The organism is Ruegeria sp. HKCCD4884 (genome assembly GCF_013110855.1).
In the GTDB taxonomy this organism is placed as follows: Bacteria; Pseudomonadota; Alphaproteobacteria; order Rhodobacterales; family Rhodobacteraceae; genus Ruegeria.
Genome location: NZ_WVRJ01000025.1, coordinates 1 through 23,827 on the forward strand (window position 1 = coordinate 1; position 23,827 = coordinate 23,827).

Below are 23,827 nucleotides of genomic sequence, written 5' to 3' on the forward strand. Positions count from 1 at the left end.
CGTCCCTGACATCATCGATGACACTGCTGCTTTGCAGTCGACCAGAAGCATCGACAATCCATTCACCATAGACACCACCGGTGCTATGCCAGAGAACTGTGTAACCTCCGCCTGATGCGGCTTCGGCCTGAATGGCTTGCCACCCGGCAATGCTGTTGGGTCCAACTGTGGTGCCATCACCCAGAGCAAGCTCGATGGTGCCATTTATGAGATACACGTTTTGCGTTGTGGACCCGAGGGTGGTAGATCCATTGGATTCGATATTGGTCGATGTGTGCCCGATCGTACCGTCATTATTCAGATCAGCGTTGTAGAACGTTTCCAAGCTTACAACATTGCCGACAGAGTTGCTGCCTTTGAATTGACCGCTGCTGTCGACGACCCATTCAAGATATGTTCCGTCACTATTCTTCCACAACACACGGTAATCTCCGCCGGATGCTTCGGCCTGAATAGCTTGCCAGCCAGCGAACGAAGCCGCGCCTACTGCTTGGCCATTATAAATCAGCCCCAGATTGGAACCACCCGAATCCACAACGTAAAGGCCCTGTGCTGCGTGCTTTAGCGTGGTGCCCTGGTTGTCGATATCTGTGAGCTGCATTGCGGTTTGGATGCCCGCCCGGGTGTATTGCTGTACCCCATCCAAAAACTGGACTAACTCTACGTCGTTGGCGATTGTGAACGAAACTCGCGATACGACATCGAGAAATTCATAAGTGCTTCCGTTGTCGATAAACAGATATGTGCTGATGGCGCTGACGAACCTGACGGTATCCGTTCCGGTCCCTCCGGTGAATGTGCCGCCGTTACGAGTCACGACGGCCGTGTCGTTACCTTCGTTTCCAAAGACCTGATCGGCCCCGGACCCCATGGCAAGATAAATCGTGTCGTTGCCTAAGCCACCGTAGATCGTGTTGTTGTTGGTTCCATCTGACACCGAGTATATTCTGTCGTGTCCAGCATTCCCCCACAGAGTATTCTGAGCGGTATTCCCTACGATAACATCTGCGCCTGATCCGCCCGACGCATTCTCGATGACAACGCCGTGCGCAATTGTAAAACCACCCCTTACTCCCGTCGCGTGAGAGACGACTCCGCCGCCGGTGTCGCTGTAGTCCAGCGTGGCGGGCCTTAAGTCGATCCAAGAATCCGAGCTGCCAACATGCTGAATGGTGTCATTCCCACCGGTGTCCCAAATTGCCTGGTACCCGGTGCCCGCAAAGTTGGCGTAAGGCAGGACAAAGGTATTGTCCCCGCTGTTGTACGTTGTGTTCGCTCCATACATCGCCTGTAACGCTGCAATATCAAACGCTCCAAGTCCGGTAGAACCTCCATAAGTGGCCGTTAAACGCAGGCCACCGTTCTGAGAGGTCCAGCCGTCATTATATGACATTACGGTGTAGACACCCTGATTGAGGTTTCCGACCCCAAAAGAGTTAAACGCTGAGGTCACGCCGCTCATTATCGTTGTACCCAGGCCGGTATCATGTGGGTGGCCTAACCCCAGTGCGTGGCCCAATTCATGAATAAGGGTAGTAAAGAAGAAGCCACCTGGATCACCGTTACCGCCAAGGCCAGAATTGGCTTGCCAAAATGCGGTGTTGTAAGCGCCCAGCGATGGGCCAAAAAATGGCGTATAATGAAATCCAAGGGTTCGGGAGTCGCCGAAATAAGAACTCGGCGCGATGATTTCCACTATGTCAGCACTTGATACGTTAGTTGTTTCTATAAACGAAATATTCGTTACCGCTTCTATCGCAGCAAGAGCTTCGCGAAACTCGGCTTTATATGCTGACGTCCAGGCTTGCGAACCGAAATCGGCCCCAAACGCATAAGTTATCTGCGTCGCAGTGGACGGATTCCCGTCACCATAGGCAATACTACCCTGTATTGCACTAAGTGGGGAGCTTGAAGGAGGGGGAGTTACAAATGTAGTACCAAGCATTTCACAGCCTTGAATTTCGCTGGGTTTGTTCGCGTTCTAGTTGCTCGACTAAGTTGTCCTAAATGTGGCAAGCCCCGTAAAACACGAAATAAAAGTCAGGAATTCGCCTCAAAGTTTGGCAACGGTTTCCTTGAATTAGGCCACCTTTTTAGCAGGACGCCCGGTGTTACTGAACAGTATTTGTTCACATGTCGCAGTTTTTTTCAGCTTCTGCGGTTTCGTGATGTTACGGCGCGACGAAGCGTAACCGTTTGGAAGGCGTCGTAACACCTTTCGGTCAGCAAATCAGCCATCAACCTTCCCACCGGTTCCGGGGATGGCTGTTGCTCCGGCCAATCTCTACGGCGTCACCAAGTGCTATGGCGAAGCCTTGTGTTCGCTTTATGCGACTCGGCACGGCATATCCTGCGTCTCCTTGAGAATAGTGGCGTTCGAACCTGCGGACGGCCCGCGACTTGAAACACTGCGTGACCTCAGCGCGTGGCTCAGTCATCGTGACGCGACGCATCTAATTGACCAGACGCTTCAAGCCGAAATCAAAGGAAGCTTTATTGCGCACGGCATCTCTAACAATCGATTTAAGCGGCTTGATCTAACCGAAACTTGCAAAGTGCTTGGATACGCACCGCAGGACGACGCGTTTTCGACCTTTCCGATGCCATCCGCTTAAAGCCGACATTCGTGCAATGTGCAGCATCGGTTAAAATGGGCTCGAAGCGGATTTGCGGCGCTGCAGCAGGTCGCGTTCGTACCCAGCCCCGAAAGCAGATATTGAAAAAGTCGAGACAATCTCTCTGTTTCAATGGCATGGTCCAATGCGACGACATTCGATTTTCGGAAGCTGTCGTTTTGCAAAAATCAAGTTGATCGACTGCTCAGAGCCCGAAGTGGCCATTGCTGAGCTTCGGGCCAACGTCCGCTTGTCGGCGGAGGCAGACGCTATTGCATGACCTCTGCTTCAACTGTTCACTGTTGAAAAACTCCGCTACGGCATCTATCGAAACCTTTACTGCCTTGGACTTGTAGTCGGACTCCACATGGGAGATCTCATCAAACGCCCGAACCTCGTGCTCATTCGTTTTCGTTAGTTTTTCGACACACTGAGTTAAGCAGTGGGCTGTGTAGACAATCGTAAAGCAGATACGCCGATCTGATGGCCCGCAAAGGCGCATAGTTGCCAGGGCATCAAGGCCAGCATTGCCTGCACAGTGCCATCCCGCAGATACATCAATCTGTGCAGCTTTGTTGGTGCTACTTCTGCATGAACCGTCGCCAGAGGCACTCCCGCCCTGAACCATGCCGAATTAAACAACAAACGCCCAAGTGTGCGAACCCGACTACCTCGACCCGCTTCAATATTTAGTGGTTTAGTCAAGCGCCCTAAGGCGTTTGAGAAGCGAAGAGGTATCCCATCGACCGCCCCCAAGTTTTTGGACATCTTTGTAGAATTGATCAACCAGTGCGGTTACTGGCAGACTTGCGCCGGTTTCGTTGGCTGTATCAAGGCAGATACCCAGATCCTTGCGCATCCAGTCAACTGCAAACCCGTAGTCGAAATGATCTTCGAGCATTGTTTCGTGTCTGTTGTCCATCTGCCAACTACCGGCCGCGCCTTGGCTGATAACTTCTACAACAGAACGTCCATCAAGGCCCGCTTTCTCGGCGAAGTGCAGCGCTTCGCTCAATCCCTGAACCAATCCTGCGATTGCGATTTGGTTGCTCATTTTTGTTAATTGCCCAGCACCGCTCTCGCCGATACGTCGACAGATTTTTGAGTAAACTTGCATGACAGGTTCGGCAGCCTCGTATACGGGCTGATCGCCTCCACACATAATCGAAAGAACGCCGTTTTCTGCCCCGGCCTGACCGCCGGAGATTGGCGCATCCAAAAAACCCAGGCTTTGTTCTTTCGCCGCAGCGTAAAGTTCGCGCGTGACCTTGGCAGAGACAGTTGTGTGGTCGACTAACGTTGCGCTCTGTGACATGCCACCGAATGCGCCGTCTGGCCCAATGCAAACGTTCCGAAGATCATCGTCATTCCCGACGCATGTCATTACGAACTCTGCACCTTCGGCAGCTTCGCGGGGTGTAGCGCGCGTAGAGCCACCATGTTCCGCCACCCACGCATCGGCTTTGGCGATTGTTCGATTGTAAACCGTAACGTCGTGCCCCGCTGCCTTTAGGTGTCCGGCCATTGGGTAACCCATTACGCCTAATCCGAGGAAAGCTAGTTTTGCCATTAAAGTGTCCTCTTCTACAAAAGGTCTCGGGGTGTTTTGCCAGCAAAGAATGCGTCCAAATTATCCAAGGCGCGAAAGCCCATTGCGTCGCGGGTTTTCGTCGTTGCACTTCCGATATGCGGCAACATGAAGATGTTCTCGTACCCGGCGAACTTTGGGTTACCCCCCGGTTCCGTCTTGAAACAATCTAAGCCCGCAGCGGAAAGCTTTCCGTTTTCGATCGCGTCCAACAGCGCGTCTTCATCTACAAGGGCACCGCGGGCGGAATTCACGAGAATTGCTCCGGTCGGTAGCTCGGACAAACGTTTGGCGTTCATCAGGTCAAGAGTTTCGGGGGTGGCAGGGCAATGAAGTGACAGGAAGTCGGCGGCTGGAAGCAAAGTGTCGATACTTTCGTGGTAAATTGCTCCGTTTTCCTGATCGGCCGACAGGCGGGTGCGATTGAAATAGTGAATTTCCATTTCAAACCCGCGGGCTTTTTTTGCAAATGCCCGACCCACGCGCCCCATCCCGATGATGCCGAGGCGCGCACCTGTGACTTGCTTGCCAACCATGAAAGACGGGCTCCAACTGTCCCAGGTGCCCGACCGCATCAGGCGATCGCCTCGAACCGCGTGTCGTGCCGCTCCGAGCAAGAGCAGCATTGCCAATTCTGCCGTTGCATCAGAAAGAACATCGGGAGTGTTTGTCACCGCAATTCCCTTTGCCGCCAAAGCCGAAAGATCGCAGTGATCAACGCCAACGGAATGGTTGGCAACAATCTTCAAGCGCGGGTCTAGTTGCGACACAACCTCGCTCGAGAAGTGTTCCGAATGGCAGGGCATCATCGCGTCGACCTTTGAACTCATTGCGATGATTTCTTCCGCGGTGCCCGGTGTATCGGCTTCGTTGAGGATTACGTCATAGTCCCGGCGCGCGCGATTGACGGTAGCATCGGATAATCGACGTGGTAGCCAGAGGACTGGTTTATCGCTCATTGGATCAGTCCTTTTTGATTGCGTCTTCCCACAAATTATATAGCGCAAGCGCTATTACGAAGACTGCAATACAAAGGAATGGCAGACCGCCCCAGAACCCGGCAAATCCTGTCGAGATACTGTGCGCGAGACCAAGGACGAAAATCATCATCAGTCCTGTGCCGATTATGCCCATGAGAATGTTTGTCAGACGTGACATACGTTTACTCTCCGTTTTGTTCCTGTGCTCTTAAGCTGCGTTGAACCCAGGATGCCGTGCGTAAAAGTCGGTCATCCTCTTCGATAGCCCCAATTAGCTGGACGCCGATGGGCAGGTCGTTATGTCCGACCAGCAATGGCAGCGTGAGACATGGCAAACCCGCAAGTGTCCAGGTCAGACAGAAAACGGAATCGCCGGTGTTCCCCGCAGTCAGTGGAACAGCTTCGCCTGTTGCAGCCGGGGCCAAGATTGCGTCGAATTCATTGAAATACTCTGCAAAAAAGCCTTGAGCAGATGCCATGACGGACAAGGCATCTTCGTATTGGGCCTCGTTGATATCTGCGCCGCGGTTGATAGCGGATTGCATCTCGGCGCTGATTTCCGACCAATGTGTATTCGATATTTCCATCATATTCTGGCGAATTTCGTAATCATAGATCGTTTTGTGCACGTTGATCAGATCAGCCAGTTGAGGGGATACCGAAAAACGCTCGACCCGGCCGCCTAGGCTGTCAATCACTGCATTCAGGCCATCTCGGGCATCTGCATCGAGGCGGTCGTTGAACGGAAAATCCAGCCAGGCAATATTCGGCTCGACCGGAACTTCCGCCTGAGCGCCGGTCAGCATTTCCGCGCGCGGCCGAGCAAAGCTGGCAGGATCGCTTTGGTCATATCCGGCCACCACGTCTGACAGCAAAGCGATATCCTCAAGCGAGTTGGCAAACCCCCCAACGTGATCCAAAGAAACCGACGTCCTGAAAACCCCGCTGCGCGAGATCATACCACGGGTCGGCTTGAAGCCGTATACGCCGCAGAATGAGGCCGGACGGATGACCGACCCGCCGGTCTGTGTACCAATAGCCAAAGGCACGTGTCTGGCCGCAACGGCTGCGGCCGATCCGCTTGATGACCCCCCGGGTGTTCTATTCGGGTCGAAGGGGTTGGTGGTGTCGGTCGGGTGCATAAAGGCAAACTCGGTTGTCTTGGTCTTGCCCATGATGACAGCGCCAGACTCTCGAAGTAGTTCAACTAGCCTTGCATCTGTTTCAGGTTGTCGACCCGCAAAGATCGGTGTCCCTCGCTGGGTGGGCATATCCTTTGTGTCGACAATGTCCTTCAACGCTACGGGCACACCATGCAGTGGACCAGTCGCCCGGCCTGCCTTCCGGATGCGATCCATCTCGCGCGCCTGATCCAGCGCTAAGCCTGCGCTAAGGTAAGCCCAGGCGCGTATGACACTGTCGGTCTCTTCAATGCGCTTGAGGCAATCTTCAACTAGTGCTTCGGAAGAAAAACGTCCGTCCCGAATGCCCTCGGCAGATTGGACCGCCGAGAACAACGACAGATCATGCTTGGTCATGGCACCCAAACCCCAAACAGGTAGTCAGGCAACCAAAGCGCGATGCCCGGGAACTGGTACATCAGCACCATGCACAGGATCACGATGGCCAGATAGGGCATCAGACCTTTGAAGATCTCCATCAGTTGGATCTGGTTCTTGAGAACCCCTTTTAGGTAGTACGCTGACATGGCCATCGGCGGTGTCAGGAACGAGGTCTGCAAGTTCAGAGCAACCAGCATCGCGAAGAAATATGGGTTGACCCCAAACGTCTCCAGCATAGGCAGAAAGATCGGCACGAAGATGATGAGAATCTCGGACCATTCAAGCGGCCAGCCAAGCAGGAAGATTATCAACTGAGCAAGCACCAGGAACTGCCAGGGTTGCAGGTTCATGCCAACGACCCAATGCTCGATCACGTCATGCCCACCGAGATAGGAAAAGATCGAGGCAAAGGTCCAGGAACCCACGAACAACCAGCACACCATTGCGGTAGCCTTGGCTGTTAGGAAGACGCTTTGCTTGACCTTGTCCCACGTGAGCGACCGATAGAGCATTGCCAGCACTAGCCCGCCCAATGCGCCCATTGCAGCTGCTTCAGCCGGGGTCGCCAATCCTCCAAGGATGGAGCCAAGCACCAGCATGATCAAAACGGTCAGCGGTACGAATGATACCAGCAGATCCATATAGATCTGTCGTTTTGGCGGGATGTCGTCCTCTTGTGGTTTCGGTGCGAGCGATGGATTCAACCAGACACGAACCATCACGTAGACGATATACAACCCCGCCAGCAGCAGCCCGGGAAAAACTGCTGCAGCATACAAACGCAATGGCGAAAGCTCAGCAATCGCGGCATAGACGATCAACATAATCGAAGGCGGGATCAGAATGCCCAAAGTCCCGCCCGCACAGATAACGCCAGAAGCGAAGCTACGTTGATACCCGGCATTTGCCATCGCTGGATAGGCCAGCAGGCCCATCAGGGTAACAACCGCACCAACAATCCCCGACGCCGTCGAAAAAACAGCGCAGGTCAGAAGTGCGGCAATGGCTAGTGACCCGGGTAGGTTTCGGGCAGCCATGTACAGCGAGAAAAACAGACGATCAACGATGTTTGCTCGTTCAACCACGTATCCCATGAATAAGAATAGTGGGATGGCAACAAGCGTGTCGTTCTCCATCACCGAGTAGGTGTTTTGGTTGAGAAGATAGAAGATGTTGTTGTTGAAGATGTCCGCAATGCTCTCCGGCGCGGATTGGTAATAGGCGTAGTACCCAAATGCCACACCCATGGCGAGCAAAGTGAAAGCAATCGGAAAGCCAAGTAGCACCAGCACAATAAAGAGGCTGAGCATCAAGATGGCGACCTGAGGATCAGTCATCGTTGCGGCCTCCTTCTTTGGTGCCCAAGGGCCGGATTTTGTCGATAGTTCCTTCCATCAACATGTCCTCGGTCTCGCGCACGTCATCCAGTCGCTCAAGCCAGACACCATTTCGCATCGCCAACCAGCATCGCGCCATTTCCGCAAGTCCTTGCAACATCAGCAAGAAACCAGCAACTGGGATCAGAGTTTTGAAAAAGTAGATTTGGATTCGGGCAGGACTGTTCCAGCTCACCTCTTCATAGCGCCAACTGTCTTTCGCTATTTCCCATCCGTACCAGAACAACGCAAACATGCCCGGGAAGAAGAAGAGAATGTACAGAACGAAATCGACACGCGCCTGCCAGCGGACAGAGAACAGTCGGTAAAGAACGTCGCCCCTGACATGAGCATCTTGCGCAAGAGCGTATGCCCCGGCCATAAGAAACAAGGCGCCATACATTTGCACCATCATATCGAACGCCCAGACGGTCGGCTTGTTCAGCACATACCGGACGAACACTTCGTAGGACACCGAAAGTGTCAGAATTAGGATGCACCAACCGAAGGCTTTGCCGACCCATTGGCTTAGCCCTTCGATGGCGTGGATTGTCTTGATCAAGGTCAGTTCCTCGCCTGTTCTGCCCGGAGTTTAGGAAGCCGCACAACTGCGCGGCTTCCCGTTTTCAGAAATCGTCAGGCCTCAGCCGAAATAGTGCTTGTAAGCCAGTTTGTAGTCCGGCTGGTTTAGGTTGAGGTAGTTCATCACTGTTTTTGCGTAGGCCTTCTGGCTATCGACAACTTTGGCGAAGAATGGATCTTCATTTGAGATCCTATCGACCACAACGTCCCACGCCTCAAGCTGGGCCTGCATCACACTGTCAGGTGTGCGATACACGTTCACCCCTTGCTCTTCGGCCAGCGTTACCAAATCATCTGCGTAACGCTTTGTGTTGTTCCAATAGAAGTTGGAGTTTTCGGCCTCTGAAGCATATTTCAGGATTGCTTGAAGCTCGGGCGCCAGAGCGTTGAACTTGTCTTTGTTGAAGGTAACCTCGAAGAACTCCTGACTCTGGTGGAAGGATGCCAAGTGATAGTGCTTGGACACATCCTGCATGCCAAAGTCGCGGTCTGATGTCGGGTTGTTGAACTCGGCCGCGTCGATAAGGCCAGATTTCATCGCGGGCTGGATTTCCCCGCCAGGAAGCTGCACAACCGACATACCCATCTCGAGCAGAACATCTGCCGCAAGGCCAACGGTACGATACTTCAAGCCGTTCATTTGATCAGAGCTTGTGATCTCTTCTTTGAACCAGCCCAACGGTTGTGCCGGCATTGGCGAGTTAAAGAAGGACACGACGTTCAATCCGAGGATCCCCATCAACTCGTCAAACAGGTCCTGCCCGCCGCCGTAGTTTACCCAACCCAGGACTTCTTGGCTGGACCATCCAAAACACGGACCGGTCCCAAACAGCGACGCTGTCTTGGATTTGGAGTACCAATACGCTGGTACGTAGTGCGCTGCATCCAGTACGCCGCGATGAACCGCGTCCTGCATTTGGCTGGTTTTCACGACCGAGTTCACAGGCAGTAGCTCGATCGTCAGCTTGCCACCGGACATTTCGTTGACGCGATTTACGTAAGACTGTGCATTTTCAAGAAAGATGCCCCCGCCCCAGGCAGCTTGCATCTTGAGGTTTGTTCCTTCCTGCGCATGGACCGCCGGGGCCGCGAGCGCACCAGCGCCCACAACAGCAGAGCCACGCAGAAAGTTTCTGCGGTTCAAAGATTTTGTCATGTTTCCTCCCTTGACTGCGCCATCTCCGTTTTCTGCTTCGGTGCTGGCGCCAATCCGCTGTTCAGCGAATGGATACAACGATAAATCAGATTCCAAAATTTTCAAAATATTTTGGAATAACCTACTCTTTTCAGTATAAATTTCCACTAAACCACTGAAATACATTGATTAATATTTTTCATTTTTTTACTGTTACTGCCGGGCTAGAGTCTTAAGCTAAGAAACAGGGTATTGGTTTCACTGATTATGAACGAACACAAAACTGCCAATCGTCGAGGACGTCCGCGACGGAAGTCGAATGAAGAGAACATCGGCGCACCACCTGTTGGGGCACTTGATCGCGGTATTCGTGTCTTGATCTACATAGCCGACACACGCTCTGCTACGCTTGCTGAGATTTCAAAGGTTACACACATACCGCCTGCAACGGCGCACAGGCTTCTGACAACACTTCAGCGGCGTGGCATGGTTATTCATGATGTTGAGCAAGGCAAATGGCGTATAGGCCCACAAGCGTATCGCATTGGCAGCACCTTTGAAGAAGGGTCAAACTTGCTGGAAGTTGCACCGCCAGTGATGAGGGTGCTGTCCGAAGAAACTGGAGAGACTGCAAATCTAGCAATCGAGGAAGGTGGGCAATTGCTTTACCTTACCCAAGTCGAATCCGATAATCCGATAAGGGCCTCTTTCAAGAACGGGACAGCGGCTTTTTTCCACACATCCGGTGTGGGTAAAGCCATCATGGCCTTTATGGACAAGGCTGAGTTAGAAAGTCTTTTAACGCCGCTAACACTGGTAAGTCAGACACCAAATTCAATTACTGACATAAAGGAGTTACGGGAAGAGCTCCGTAAATCCAGGCATCGGGGCTGGACGTTGGACGACGAAGAACGCTTCCCAGGAATGCGTTGTATCGCAGCGCCTGTATTCGACTCTTTGGGAAAGGTTGTGGCTGGCGTTTCGATCTCGGGACCAATTACAAGATTTCCGAACAGTAAGCTCGAAACTCTGGCGGCATCGGTTGTCAAGGCAGCGACGGATATCTCAGAAAGACTGCAAAGCTAGTCTTTGGGTGGTTAACTTCCCGCTAATGAGCATCCCTTTTTTAGGTGTCTGCATTGAGCCCAATTTGTCCGACGCCAAACGGCGCACGAGTTTCCGGTACTGGGCATCTAATTGATGGTCACCCCTCGAGGTGGTACGTTTGTGTTTGCCTCTTGGCCTTAGGCTTCAAGCTTTCGGCTAACCTACTTAAACTGTCGTGAGCGTTTCCAGCAGAGTACAGATTTCCGGCTGATCCGGGTGAGTGATCAGATCTAGAGTTAGACCCAAACAAAGTGTCTGTTGGTCACAGTGAAACATTCAAACATAAACATAATTCTGGATTTGTTGCGTCTGAGTGTGCTCTCTTCGACTGTTAAATAGGTGGGGGACAGATAGATGAGACGAGCACTGAAAACGTTGACGATTTGGTCATTCCTTTGGTTTGCGGCGTTATCAGGCGCTTTTCCTGCCGGCGCGCAAGAAACTGAGGCGGACCAAGAAGTTTCGGAGGCGGAAAGCGACGATCTTATGGATGCAGTCGTAGATGAGATAATTGCGGCCGACGATCTCAAGATCCTACTTGTTCCCTTAACTGCGGAAGAGCTTTCCCAGATTGCTGGTACTTGGCAGAGTTATGTGCGCACTCGGCTCGAAGAAGTCGCGCAAGTAAACTTGCAACTTCGGTCGGCGAGTGGAACTCGGGAAGACAGCTTGCGGTCTCAGTTGTCCTCCTTGAACGACTCTGGGTCAGACATTCTCAACAACTATCGCCTGGTGCTCGAGGCATGGACCCTGAAAGGCGCAAAGGCGGAAGATCTGGAACCGCATACTGACTATATTCTTGCATTGAAAACGGGAGCCCTAAAAACAACCGATATTCAAACACTTTTTCAAAACGCTTGGGCGTGGTTGTTTTCATGGGATGGGGGCGTTGGCCTGCTGTTGGCTGGTTTGGGCGTTTTGTTGGCGGTTTGGGCCATGATGTTCATTGCTCGAATGGTGCGCCGGGTCACTGAAAGGGGTCTGAACAAAATTCCAACTATCTCCAGAATGCTGAAACGCTTCATTGCCACCACCGTGTACTGGGCCGTCTTCGTCCTTGGCATACTCGTCGTTTTAGCTTTGTTCGGAGTTAACGTTACACCGCTTTTTGCCGTGCTTGGCGGTTTGTCGTTCATCCTAGGTTTCGCATTGCAGGAAACGCTGGGAAACCTCGCAAGCGGCTTGATGATCATGGTTCTCAAGCCATTCGACACTGGCGACTATATTCAGGTTGGCAGCTCTTCAGGGTTTGTTGATGAGATGTCGGTGGTTTCAACCAAGATCAGAACATTTGACAATCAGATTATCATAGTTCCGAACAGCAAGATTTGGGGGGATGTCATTACTAATGTGAGCGCGTCCGAGGAACGTCGGGTCGATCTGGTCTTTGGCATCGCTTATTCGGACAACGCTGCCCAAGCAATTGAAGTCCTTAAGGACTTGGTTGCGCGTCACCGACTTTGTCTGAATACACCGGAACCAGAAATTTTTGTGGGTGAGTTGGGGGACAACTCGGTCAACATCTTCTGCCGCCCATGGTCCAAGTCCGATGACTATTGGACCGTCTTTTGGGACCTCACTGGTCAAGCAAAAGAGAGGTTTGATGAAGAAGGTATATCTATACCGTTCCCTCAACGCGATGTGCATATAATCCCCGCAGAAGGAGCAAGATCATGAGGGCTCTTACGTTATGCCTCCTGCCACTTCTGTTCGCCTGCGGCGTCGCGTTTGCTCAGTCAGAAGAAATTCTCGCACCGACTGAAGAGAGAGATGATCCCGAGTTTATTGCGCCAGTGATTGTGGATGGCGAAGAGTTGTTCTTGGTTCGCGGCTCAAGTGCGTTGCCCGCTACCGAACGGGCGAGAAAGATCGAGGAACGGATTGCTCAAGTTGCTGATGCTTCGAAGAAGGCTTCGGTTCAGGTTCAGGTTTCGGACGCTGAATTTGGGAAAATGATCCGCGTCGACGGGCAAATGGTTACGATAACCACCCAAGCTGACGCCGAGCACGAACAAATGGCTATTGACGTGTTGGCTGGACTTCAAGCCGAGGCGATTGAGACAGCAATCCTTAATTACAGAGACGCTCGATCCAATGAGGGCAGAGTAGATAGTGCGATGGCTGCATTTGCTTGGACGGCAGTCTTTGCCCTCGTTTCGTATGCGTTTTTTGCGAAGCGGCGAAGCCTACTAGAATACATCAGAATAAACTTGGAAAAGAGAGCTGAAGGCGTCGAGGAAGCCACAAAATCGATCTTGAGAAGCAGGGCAATTGCGTCGCTTATCGTCTATTCAATCCACATATTGATGTGGGTCCTGTTTCTGTTCTTTTTCTATTACTACCTTTCATTGGTGCTGCTCTCCTTTGCTGAAACGCAGGGCATAGCCCAGATCCTCTTGAAGTACGTAAGCGAGCCGCTCGTAACTGTTGTTTTGGCAATTGTTGGATACGTCCCCAACTTAGTCATGCTCGCAATCATCGCAGCTGTGACACGGTTGGCAATTCGCGGCCTCGATCTGTTCTTTGAAAACCTCGAGAATGGTGCTTTCGAACTCAAAGACTTTGAAGATCATTGGATCGCTCCTACCAACATGTTGTTCAGAGCGTTGGTCATCGTCATCGCGCTTGTGTTTGCCTACCCCTATATCCCTGGTTCCGATTCCCGGGCTTTTCAGGGCTTGACGATTTTGGCGGGTATTATGGTTTCGCTCGGTTCGAACACCGTTGTTTCAAACATGATGGCCGGCCTGTTTGTTATCTACAGACGCAGTACCAACGTCGGTGACCGCATTCAGGTTGGGGACAAGATCGGAGACGTAACAGAGATCAAGTTAATGGAAACACTGATTAAATCGATAAAGAACGAGATGATAAGCATTCCAAATGCACAGCTACTCAACTCCGAGGTCGTAAACTACTCGCGCAAAGTGGATGGCCGGGGGCTGTTGGTCCATACGACAGTAGGGATCGGATACGAGGAGCCACCAAAGAAAATTAAAGCGATGCTGATAGAAGCTGCTCAGCGAACCCAAGGGTTAAGAAAGAGCCCCGAACCTTTTGTCCTTTGGACGCAGCTAGCTGACTACGCAATCAATTATGAGATCAACGCATATACTTCGCGCGGATCGAGCTTGCCCAAGATTTTGTCGGATTTGCGCGAAAACATTGTCGATGTGTTTAATGAAAACGGAACACAGATAATGACACCGTCCTACATTGCAGACCCGCCGGAACCCAAGGTTTCGACAGAAGAATGGGACGGAAAGCTTGCTCATCAAGATGAATAAACCGCATTCAGCAATTGGCTTTCAATGTCGTTGCTTGAGCTTCGTGTTGCAAAAAACGGTGATTGAGTACGCTTGTACGCTTCGTCCGCACAGCGGCCTTTAAAGGACTTGAACCGCTCGTTCAGGAATGGCAACCCAAAGGGAATCAAGCGTCACGTAGGAAATGTCACATGAAAAACCTTGTTCTAACGTGCTGCTTTGGAGCTATTTCTCTAGGATGCACAGCGTTTTCGTCTGCTGCACAGTCCCGGCTAGATTGGGCGTATCAGATTGACGGGCTTGCTGCATTTCAAGGGGACGCGGATTTGAGCGGCGGTGGCGAGTTCTCTGCAAGTCGATCATTTCTACGTGTCACCGCACTTTACAATCTGGAAGAAGGCAACTCCGTTGGGCTTTCCACCAGCTTTGGCAAGCTGGATTATAACTTCAGCCAACCGAACAACCAGCCTTGGGAAAACATCCGTGACCTTCGCATTGCTGTTCCTGTCCGGTTTCGTGTGGGTGACACTGCTACGGTTTTTGTGTCGCCACAAATCAGGTGGGACTATCAAAGCGGGGCCTCCTCATCTGACGGCAGAACCTATGGTGTTTTTGCTGGTATTGCTTGGCAACTGGGCGAGCGCCTGACGATAGGCCCGGCCTTCGGTGCGTTTTCTCAATTTGACGATGACAGTACTGATTTCTTTCCAGCTTTGCTGATCGACTGGGACATAAATGATCGCTGGAACTTGAACACTGGCTCTGGTGTAGGAGCGACGCAAGGCCCCGGATTGACACTGAGTTACGCGTTGAATGACACGATAGACCTTTCGTTGACCGCGCGATCGGAAAGGATACGATTCAGGTTGGATGGGGATGGCCTTGCCCCGGATGGCGTAGGTGAAGATAAGAGTATCCCTGTAGTTCTTTCTGTTGGGTACAACCCGAATCCTGGGGTTTCTTTGAGCGTATTTGCAGGCGCAGAAATTGACGGCCGCCTGACGCTAGATGATGCGAATGGAGCGGAAATTAGCCGTCAGAGCTATGAAACAGCGCCATTGGTCGGGCTGGCGTTTAGGGTAAGGTTCTGATCGCAGCATTGAGCCTGTTTGCCGGATGTGTGCGTAGGTTTTCTCGCGGCTGAGTTCATACTTCTGCTTTGTCCGCACAGCAGTCGCTCGCGACATTTCGCCGAATGACCGCACCGAGCCCCATTGCGGACCGACAACGTAAATCGAACTACTGTTTTGGAGAGTACCAAATAGGCGAAGCGTAGGCGCGTTCCGGTCGCTGCCTTTTGAATTCGACTGGGTCGCGCAGATATTTCAGTCGCTAAGTGATTCTGACGTGTAGTTCCTACTCGGAGCATTCATTGGAATCGCTGTTTTCGTTTAATTTTAGTGCATTCGAACGTATGAATACCTTAAATGGTCATGTACTTTGGCTAGTTCAGGTATTTGCGCAGGTTGGCCATGGAAAGACCTCTTTCGAAGAAGAAACTGATCAGGCTGGCCAAGCAGATCAATGCGGGCGAGCGGATCAGCGCAGAAGTCACTGCGGCGTTTCTGAATCACAGGTTTCCCGACAATACCTCTTTCGGAAAATTCATGCTGCGGGTTGCAGCATGGATTTCTCTATTCTTCGCCTCCGTTCTGGTGATCTTTCCCGAAGTTGGAGAAAAAATGATTGAGATCCTGCCTGGCTTTTTTCTTCTTCCTGAACGGCTGGCCAGAGCGCTCGACTATCTATGGGGATTAGTTGGGAAACCGGTTAAGAAACAGCATCTTATGTATCACCTCCCAAACATTATTATTTACGCTTTTGGCGTTGCCGGAATCCGGTTGCTTTGGCGGAAAATCCATAAAAACAACTGGAAAGATCAGGTGGAAGAGGCTCGCAAAAAACTGGAAACCGCCGTTGTCGAGGGAACGGGACGCTTTGACTTTAAACCTGGGTTTTCGTTTCTCTTTGTCGGCGATGGCGACCGGATCGCAAAAAGTCTGGTTTTGGATGATCCCACGCTCGGACCAACGATTTCTTCCGTACGTCCCAACTATTCGCCACTATGGGGACGCTTTTCAGCTCAAGATGGAGAAGACGGATTTGAAAAAGTTTTAGAACAGTTCAATGCAAAGGATGCGGGCGAATATGTTCTTTTCCCGGTTCTTGACGATCATTTGTTTCTACCAGGACCCGAGGAATATGACACTCCACCATATCGCGTCGAGATTGCTGTTCGACGACTCCGGGAATTTGAGAAATCGCAGGACTGGGAAAAAAAACGCATCCTCATTGTCGGAGATCGAGAACAAGCGAGCCGCTTTGTAACTGCCTCGGAAAGCGGGATTGTCGAATCCGAGATAGATTGGGTCACACTGAACTCGATTGCACGGACATATGAGAATGTGACACTAGTCGACCCAACCGATGTGACATTGCAAAAGATCATCGAAGTCGCCGACGGCAGACAGATACTGTTTAGGGCATCAGTGCGAGGAGAAGAGAAATACCGTGCGGCCTTCTATCATCGATTGGCTTTGCTTGGTTATGAACCTGCACGTGAGGGCAGCCTTACCGTCGGTTACGACGTGACCGACCTGGAAACCGAGCACCAGATTGTTGCCAAAAGTCATTCGGATTATCTGCCAGTCATACTGTCCCGTGAAGTGTTCGAACTATTGTCCGAACGATATCTGTCCCGTGGTCAATTCATCTTCGTTCCGCGATTGATCAAAAAAGAGCTTCAAAAGCTTGTCGCAACTGACAAAGTTGAATAGCGAAAACTGCGGCCATTTTGCCGTGCGGGCCCAGCTGTTTTGGGTTTCTAACACGCCGGATCGCAACGGAGTCTGGCGTGCAACCGTCAGGGGAACCATTGCCTCGTAAGAGCGGCACGTTTTACCAAGCTCTCGCACCACAGGTCTTTCCTCAACACATTGATCGATCATCATGCAGAATGGCACCTGTCTAAAATGTTGCTCACGAGCCTAGGCAGAGGCTTCGGGTCAATGTTGGTACCGTCTGACTTTTTCCGAGATCCTTGAATACTGCCGCTCGATGATGGACGTCATTATTCAGTTTCGGAAAACGGGAGATCATCGGCGGCCACTAGCCGCCAGGGTGCTCAGGAAGAAATCAGTATAGGATCTTGAACGCCCGATGGGGAAGTGGTCGGAGTAAGTGTTTTCGGTCGAGCAGATATCCTGCAAGGCCAAGCCGAAGTTCAAGCACCTGCGGAAAATGGCCGCAAAGAGCCCATTCCGTTCAGTTTCACGCTGGTCCCCAATGTCTGCAATCGGAGTTCCGTGCAGGTCGTTGGGGTATCCTATCTATGGGCGTGGTTCCAGGCCTGCTTTTGCGGCTCTGTGCCAACTGTTCGCATAACGTTGGTAGCTCTCGTCGTTCTTGTGAAAATAGGTTTCAACGTCGAAGGCCGCGCGCTTGGGGAGTGCGCCTGTTGCCAAGAGGGCGGCCCCCTGGCTCGTCCCTGTTGCGGTGGCGGTCGCGTCGACCCTGCAGTTTGTCGCCGCGGCGAGCATACTGGCGAAGCCTTTGTTCCTGGCAAATGGACCTTCGACGATAATGGGGCCCTTGTGTCCGGTCAGCAACAGGCATTCCGCGGTCATCAATCCGAGGTAAAAACTCACCGCCGCCGCGCGTTGCTGGGTTCCGGGCAAGGGCTCTGACCCCATCCAGCTGTGTTTTTGCCCCTGAAACGGTCCGCTGTCCGGAACCATTGCGGGCAAGAGCATGGGGCCGTCTTTCGCGACCAGGTCAAGGAATTGCTCTGCACATTGGGTGGTTTGACCGTTCATCGCCAACTCGAACTCGCGTCCCCCCATGAAACGGGCGGAGGGTACCGGGGCACCCAATGCGTTGACGTTAAGAAGCGTGTCACGCGAAGGTTCCAGAGTTACTTCTTCGCCGCCGATGGTCATGGCAATGACCCATGTCCCGGTCGAAACGACGGAAAACGGCCCGGTTCGGGTCAGTACATGAGGCAAAAGCGATGCGTTTGAATCGTGGATGCCGCAGTGCACTGGCGTGTCAAAGCGCAGGCCGGTTTGCGATGCGACCTGCGGCAACACGGGTCCGAGAACCTCCGCAGATTTGCGCGCGGGCGCCATTTTTTCAGATATGCCCAACCGTTCGACCAACGAAGAATAGTGCGCCTTGGACGGATTCCACAGATCCGTGTGACAACCAAGGGACGACACGTCGCTGGCCGGCACTCCTGTCAGACGATGCCCCCAGTACTGCGGATAGGTGACAATGGTGGCGGTGCGTTCGCGAAGCGCGGGGTCCTGCTCAAATTGCCAATGCAACTGCGCACCCAGGTTCAGACCCATCGGCAACCTTGGCGATCCGGTTTCCTCAAAGGGCGGGCGGATGGCGTCGTAAGCCGCGGCTAGATCATCAGGGCCTGCGTGCTCATAGTCGAGGATAGGGGCAGCGAGCGCGCCGTCTGGCGCGATCAGGGCGCAAGTCGCCCCGTGGGTCGTGATGGAAATGGCATCTACGCCGTGCGCCTTCTGAAACTGCTCCAACCCGTCCAGAACGAAGCGCCAGATAGCCTCAACATCGAAGTGCGGATAGGGTGGAATGGCGAGAACCATGTTAGGCCGGGTCAGCACCTCCACTTCGGACATGTCAGTCGCATCGACCAGCGCAAGCTTGGCGTTGGTCTTGCCGATGTCGATGACGGCGACGTGCCGGGGGGTCATGGCATGTGGAAGACGGGCGTCAGCGGCACCGCCACGGGTTCGTTGTCGGGCTTGGTTTCCATGATGTCCGCCATATGCGCCCACCATCGCTGCATGATCTCGTGGCGGGGCAAGGCATCCATTTTGTGGTCGTCGGTGCGCCAGAGGACGCCAAAAAGAATGTTCGTTTCTTCGTCCAAATGGATCGAATAGTCAGACACGCCCGCGTCTTTCAGCAGCGTGGCAAGCTCTGGCCAGATCTCATCGTGGCGCTTTTCGTATTCATCCCTACAGCCCGGGTTGAGCTTCATCTTGAAGGCGTATTTTTCCATTTCAGCCCCTCCACATCGACCAGAGCCGGGGCAGCGCGATGACCGAGATCAGCAACGCCCCGATAACAATCGACATCACGATACCGGGCACGTTCAGCAAGCCAAGTCCGAATGTCACAAGCCCCATGACAAAGGCCGCGATCACAACGCCGAGGATGGAGCCGGAGCCGCCGAGGATGTTGACCCCACCAAGGACGACCATGGTCACGATCTCAAGTTCCCACCCGAAGGCAATGGAGGGTCGGGTCGAGCCGAGGCGGGATGTCAGGCAGACGGCGGCGACCCCGGACATCAGGCCCGTCAGCAGGAACAGGGTGAACTTCACCCGGCCCACCCGAATGCCCGAAAACAGCGCCCCGGTGGCATTGTTTCCGATGGCAAAGACCGCGCGGCCGAAATTGGTCATGTGCAGGATGACCGCGTAGATCACCGCAATGATGGCGAAGAGGACGAATTCGAAGGAAATCACCCACCAGACATAGCCCTGCCCGAAGAAGGCGAAATCGGCTGGATAGCCCTTGTAGACCTGATCGCCCAACACGATGAAACTGATCCCGCGGAAAAGGCTCATCGTGCCGATGGTGACGACGATGGATGGCAGACCAAGGCCGGTGACGAGGAAACCGTTTACCGCGCCACAGGCCAGACCGACGGCTAGACCGATCAGGACCAGCCCCTCTGTCCCGACACCCGCCTGCACGGCGGCGCCCATGGCGGTCGAAGCCAGTGCGATGATCGCGGCGACGCTGAGGTCGATTTCACCAGAGATGATAAGCAGGGCCATGGCAAAGGCAATCATCGCCTTTTCGGTGAAGTTGAAGGTCGCGTCGGAGAGGTTCCAGGCATTCAGGAAATAGGGTGAGGCGAAGCTGTTGGCGATGAAGATGCCGATTGCGACCAGCATCAGTAGGCTTTCCCAGCTTTTCAGGTTCCGCTCCAGCGGCGAGCGCAGGCGATCGGGGATCGCGCGTGTCGTCGTGGTCATGTCGCGTGCTCCGCGCGTTTGAGGATTATGCGGCCCTTCGTCCGGTTGGCCTGGGCATTCAGAACAACTGCGACGATGATCGCGCCGCCCGAGATGGCCATCTGCCAGAAGGGAGAGATGTTCACGACCGGCAGGGCATTGGCAATGATGCCGAGGAACAGCGCGCCCAGCAGCGCGCCGGGGACCGAACCGATGCCACCCATGATCGACACGCCGCCAATTACGCAGGCCGCCACGACGGTCAATTCAAACCCCCCGGCAACATCGACATAAGCAACCGCGAAGCGAGAGACCCAGAGGTAGCCGGTCAGACCGGCCAGCGCGCCAGAGATCGTGAAGGCCCAGAACTGGGTCCGGCCCACATTGATCCCGGCATAGGTCGCCGCATGGGGGTTGCCCCCGGCAGCGTAGAAGGCGCGGCCCAGGGTGGTGCGGGTCATGACGATGGTGAAAAGGATCACCACCGCGATGGCAAACCAGCTTAGCACCGGAAGACCAAGAATCTCGGTGCGCGGGAATGCCTTGAAAGTGTCGCTCATCTCGTGGCTGTTGACCCATTTTCCCTCGGTCAGAAGGAAGATGGTTCCCCGGAAGATGGTCATGGTGCCAAGCGTCACCACGATAGGCGGGATGTCCAGTTTCCACACAAGGATACCGTTGAACATTCCAAGGCACGCCCCGAACCCGGTGGCCACGACCAGCGTTACGATAATCGGCAGACCGGGTGCCGAGATATTGATCAGGGACACGACCATGCCGGTCAGCGCGAGGTTGGCGGCGACCGAGAGGTCTATGCACTTTGTCAAGATCACGATCATCTGGCCGGTGGCTAGCAGGATAAGCGGCGAGGTGTCGTTGAAGACGGAAGCCAGGTTCGACAGCGTGATGAACGCCGGGAAGCGGCTTGAGATGATGCCAAGCACCAATGCGATGGCAACCAGCAGCAAAAGTTCGCGGGAGGCGAGGATACGTTTCATTGCGCGGCCTCCCAGATTCCTGCGGCGTGGCTGACAAGCGTTTCGGGTGTGATCTGGTCGCGGGCCAGTTCCGCCACGATGCGCCCCTCACGCATGACGATCACTCGATCCGACATGCCCACGATCTCGGGGATTTCGGAACTGACCATGATGACGGCGAGCCCTTGCGCGGCAAGCTCCGCCATGAATTCATGCACGGCGGCCTTGGACCCGATGTCGATGCCCTTGGTGGGTTCGTCCAGGATGATGACCTTGGGCTGAGTGGCGAGCCATTTGGCGATCACGACCTTCTGCTGGTTGCCGCCCGACAGGTTGCCGACATCGGTGTCCAGCGAAGCGGCGCGCAGGTCGAGACGTTCGGTATACTCCCGTGCCAGCTTGAATTCCTCGGCCAGCTTGATGAACCCCTTGCGCGAGGTGCGAGCGAGTGACGGTAGCGTCACGTTCTGAAAAATCGGCAGCGCGCCGATTGTGCCTTGTTTGCCCCGGTCCTCCGGGACATAGACGATGCCACTTGCAACCGCGTCGGCGGGCGATGCAATTGAAACCGGTGCCCCGTCGATCCTCACGGTTCCGCCCGAGGGGCGGGTGATCCCGAAAAGGGCCTGCATGAATTCGGACCGACCTGCGCCGACCAGCCCGTAGAATCCGAGGATTTCGCCGCGCCTGAGCGTGAAACCGATGTCCGCGAATTCGGTCGGGTGGTCGTACCCCGCGACATCGAGGATATCGTGGCCGACGTTGTGGTCGCGTTCGGGGAAAATCTGGCTTACGTCGCGGCCCACCATAAGCTTGACCAGCTCCGGCTCACTGACATCTACAATCGCCCCTTCGCCGACCATCTGGCCGTCGCGATAGACGGTGTAGAAATCGGCGATGCGGAAGATCTCGTCAAACTTGTGGCTGATGAAGAGGATCGCCTTGCCTTGCGCCTTCAGGCTTTCGACGAGTTCGTAAAGCTCTTCGATTTCCTTCTGGCTGAGGGCTGCGGTCGGTTCGTCCATGATCACAACGCGCGCGTCGATGGACAGCGCCCGGGAAATGGCAACCAGGTGCTTGTTCGCGGTTCCAAGGTCCTTGAGCGTGGCGCCCGGATCAATCTTGGCCCCGATTTCATCCAGAATCTCTCGCGCGCGGGTCGCCATGGCGGGTTTGTCGATCAGGCCAAATCGCCCCTTTGGCGCATGGCCGAGAAAGATGTTTTCCGCCACCGTCAGTTCGTCGAATAGGACGGTTTCCTGATGGATGGCGGTCACGCCAGCGGTTTCGGCGGATTGCGGTGTCGGGAAACTGAGAGCCTCGCCATCGATCCGGATGTCACCCTCGTCGGGTTGATAAATGCCCGTCAGAACCTTCACCACGGTGGACTTGCCAGCACCGTTTTCGCCCACCAATGCCGTGACCTTGCCCGGGTAGAGGTTCAGCGAAACATCTGACAGGGCCCGCACGCCGGGAAATGTCTTGGTCACGCCGGACAGGCTCAGAAGCGGTGTAGGGGCGGCGTTCGACACGTCTGGTCTCAATTCCAACTGCATGGACAGTGTTTCTGGATGTGGGAAGAGTAGGGTGGCGGGGCGCGGGTCATCGCCCACGCCCTGACACGTCGTTCAGATTAGAAGATCGACTTGAACTGTTCGATGTTCGAGCTGTCGTAGGTGAACGGATCAGCCATGGCTGCCGAGCCGGTGTCATCCAGCGTCACCGAGCCCATGCGGCCCATCGGGATTTCGGCACCGGCACCGGTTTCAGCACCCTTGGCGATTGCGTGCGCCAGCATGGTGGCCGAGTAGCCAAGGTCAATCGGGTTCCAGATAGCGAAGCTCTTGGTTGCACCGCTATCAACACAGCCTGCCATCTCGGACGGGAGGCCCAGACCGGTCACGTTGATCTCACCGATCTTGCCCGCGTCGGTCACCGCCTGGCAGGACGCCAGGATGCCAACGGTCGTTGGCGCGATGATCGCCTTCAAGTTAGGGTAGGATGCCATGAGGCCCTGTGCTTCTCGGTAGGATTTGTCGCTGAGGTCGTCGCCATAGACGGTGGCCACCAGATCTACGCCGTCATAGTTCGGAAGAACCTCTTTCGCGGCCTCGATCCAGGCGTTCTGGTTGGTTGCCGTGGCCGACGCCGACAGGATCGCGACTTCACCACCATCCGGCATGTGATCCGCGGCAAGCTTGATGATCGTATTGCCGATCAGCGGGGTCGAGGATGGGTTCAGGTGCATCTGGCGTCCGCCTTCAGCCACACCCGAGTCCCAGGAAATCACGGTGATACCGCGGTCCATCGCGCGTTTCAGCGCTGGCACAAGTGCATCGGGGTCGTTTGCCGAAATCGCGATGGCGTCGACACCCTGCGCGATCAGGGAGTTGATGACCTCGATCTGACCTTCCGCAGTGGTGTCGGTCGGGCCGGTGTAGATGATCTCGACATTGCCAAGCTCTCCGGCAGCCTCTTCAGCGCCTTCGGCGGCCGCTTCAAAGAAGCCGATACCAAGCGCTTTTACGACCAGAGCGATGCGCATGTTGTCCTGCGCCATCGCCGTGGTGCCAAACATACCGGCAGCAAGGCTCATCCCTGCGACAAGTGATGTGAAAGTACGACGCTTCATGATAGTTC

The 23,827-nt window shown here is 54.1% G+C and carries 20 protein-coding genes; 6 read left to right on the plus strand and 14 right to left on the minus strand.

Annotated elements, in window-relative coordinates; genetic code table 11:
- The coding region (locus tag GS636_RS22315) for a M10 family metallopeptidase C-terminal domain-containing protein (protein WP_171672857.1) at nt 1-1,945 on the minus strand (1,945 nt) is incomplete at its 3' end.
- A 316-nt stretch (nt 1,946-2,261) separates the two neighbouring features.
- On the opposite strand from GS636_RS22315, the gene GS636_RS22320 reads away from it, so the two are divergent.
- Nucleotides 2,262-2,615: an NAD(P)-dependent oxidoreductase gene (locus tag GS636_RS22320; RefSeq protein WP_171185268.1), complete on the plus strand. Its 354-nt coding sequence runs from the start codon at nt 2,262-2,264 to the stop codon at nt 2,613-2,615.
- A gap of 697 nt (nt 2,616-3,312) precedes the next feature.
- On the opposite strand, the gene GS636_RS22325 is transcribed toward GS636_RS22320, so the two are convergent.
- The 7 genes from GS636_RS22325 to GS636_RS22355 form a co-directional block, all read right to left on the minus strand.
- Nucleotides 3,313-4,185 (minus strand): NAD(P)-dependent oxidoreductase, encoded by an 873-nt coding sequence (locus tag GS636_RS22325; RefSeq protein ID WP_171672860.1) that lies wholly within the window; start codon nt 4,183-4,185, stop codon nt 3,313-3,315.
- 14 nt (nt 4,186-4,199) lie between these two features.
- Entirely contained in the window at nt 4,200-5,162 is a 963-nt protein-coding gene (locus tag GS636_RS22330; RefSeq protein ID WP_171185272.1) for a D-glycerate dehydrogenase, read from the minus strand.
- A gap of 4 nt (nt 5,163-5,166) precedes the next feature.
- A complete protein-coding gene (locus GS636_RS22335) occupies nt 5,167-5,361 on the minus strand; it encodes a hypothetical protein (protein WP_171185274.1) in 195 nt (64 codons plus the stop codon).
- Between the two features lie 4 nt (nt 5,362-5,365).
- Nucleotides 5,366-6,721: an amidase gene (locus GS636_RS22340; RefSeq protein WP_171672863.1), complete on the minus strand. Its 1,356-nt coding sequence runs from the start codon at nt 6,719-6,721 to the stop codon at nt 5,366-5,368.
- On the minus strand, nt 6,718-8,082 hold the full coding sequence (locus tag GS636_RS22345; protein WP_171185278.1) for a TRAP transporter large permease subunit: 1,365 nt from the start codon (nt 8,080-8,082) through the stop codon (nt 6,718-6,720). Before GS636_RS22345 ends, GS636_RS22340 begins: the two co-directional genes overlap by 4 nt.
- A complete protein-coding gene (locus GS636_RS22350; RefSeq protein ID WP_171185280.1) occupies nt 8,075-8,683 on the minus strand; it encodes a TRAP transporter small permease subunit in 609 nt (202 codons plus the stop codon). Before GS636_RS22350 ends, GS636_RS22345 begins: the two co-directional genes overlap by 8 nt.
- Nucleotides 8,684-8,764: 81 nt before the next feature.
- Nucleotides 8,765-9,859 (minus strand): TRAP transporter substrate-binding protein, encoded by a 1,095-nt coding sequence (locus tag GS636_RS22355; RefSeq protein ID WP_171185282.1) that lies wholly within the window; start codon nt 9,857-9,859, stop codon nt 8,765-8,767.
- 231 nt (nt 9,860-10,090) lie between these two features.
- Here GS636_RS22355 and GS636_RS22360 point away from each other — a divergent pair, with 231 nt between their 5' ends.
- The 5 genes from GS636_RS22360 (at nt 10,091) to GS636_RS22380 (ending at nt 16,988) form a co-directional block, all read left to right on the plus strand.
- The gene (locus GS636_RS22360) at nt 10,091-10,924 is read left to right on the plus strand and encodes an IclR family transcriptional regulator (protein WP_171672865.1); all 834 of its coding nucleotides are present in this window, start codon (nt 10,091-10,093) and stop codon (nt 10,922-10,924) included.
- 375 nt (nt 10,925-11,299) lie between these two features.
- The gene (locus GS636_RS22365) at nt 11,300-12,622 is read left to right on the plus strand and encodes a mechanosensitive ion channel family protein (RefSeq protein ID WP_171672867.1); all 1,323 of its coding nucleotides are present in this window, start codon (nt 11,300-11,302) and stop codon (nt 12,620-12,622) included.
- Nucleotides 12,619-14,232: a mechanosensitive ion channel family protein gene (locus GS636_RS22370; protein WP_171672870.1), complete on the plus strand. Its 1,614-nt coding sequence runs from the start codon at nt 12,619-12,621 to the stop codon at nt 14,230-14,232. The genes GS636_RS22365 and GS636_RS22370 overlap by 4 nt, the downstream gene beginning before the upstream one ends.
- A 170-nt stretch (nt 14,233-14,402) precedes the next feature.
- Nucleotides 14,403-15,302 (plus strand): hypothetical protein, encoded by a 900-nt coding sequence (locus GS636_RS22375; RefSeq protein WP_253762979.1) that lies wholly within the window; start codon nt 14,403-14,405, stop codon nt 15,300-15,302.
- Nucleotides 15,303-15,683: 381 nt separating this feature from the next.
- Nucleotides 15,684-16,988 (plus strand): hypothetical protein, encoded by a 1,305-nt coding sequence (locus GS636_RS22380; RefSeq protein ID WP_171672872.1) that lies wholly within the window; start codon nt 15,684-15,686, stop codon nt 16,986-16,988.
- A gap of 552 nt (nt 16,989-17,540) precedes the next feature.
- Here the strand turns inward: GS636_RS22380 and GS636_RS22385 are convergent.
- The 6 genes from GS636_RS22385 to rhaS form a co-directional block, all read right to left on the minus strand.
- Nucleotides 17,541-18,935, minus strand: coding sequence for an FGGY-family carbohydrate kinase (locus GS636_RS22385; protein ID WP_170682742.1), 1,395 nt, complete (start codon nt 18,933-18,935; stop codon nt 17,541-17,543).
- Entirely contained in the window at nt 18,932-19,246 is a 315-nt protein-coding gene (gene rhaM, locus GS636_RS22390) for an L-rhamnose mutarotase (protein ID WP_170682743.1), read from the minus strand. Before rhaM ends, GS636_RS22385 begins: the two co-directional genes overlap by 4 nt.
- A 1-nt stretch (nt 19,247) precedes the next feature.
- Complete coding sequence (locus tag GS636_RS22395; RefSeq protein WP_170682744.1) at nt 19,248-20,231, minus strand: ABC transporter permease; 984 nt, start codon at nt 20,229-20,231, stop codon at nt 19,248-19,250.
- Nucleotides 20,228-21,208 carry an ABC transporter permease gene (locus GS636_RS22400; protein WP_170682745.1) on the minus strand — a complete coding sequence of 327 codons (981 nt, stop codon included), beginning with the start codon at nt 21,206-21,208 and terminating at the stop codon, nt 20,228-20,230. The genes GS636_RS22395 and GS636_RS22400 overlap by 4 nt, the downstream gene beginning before the upstream one ends.
- Entirely contained in the window at nt 21,205-22,743 is a 1,539-nt protein-coding gene (locus GS636_RS22405) for a sugar ABC transporter ATP-binding protein (protein ID WP_171672875.1), read from the minus strand. Before GS636_RS22405 ends, GS636_RS22400 begins: the two co-directional genes overlap by 4 nt.
- Nucleotides 22,744-22,820: 77 nt before the next feature.
- A complete protein-coding gene (rhaS, locus tag GS636_RS22410; RefSeq protein ID WP_170682747.1) occupies nt 22,821-23,819 on the minus strand; it encodes a rhamnose ABC transporter substrate-binding protein in 999 nt (332 codons plus the stop codon).
- Nucleotides 23,820-23,827 lie beyond the last annotated feature (8 nt).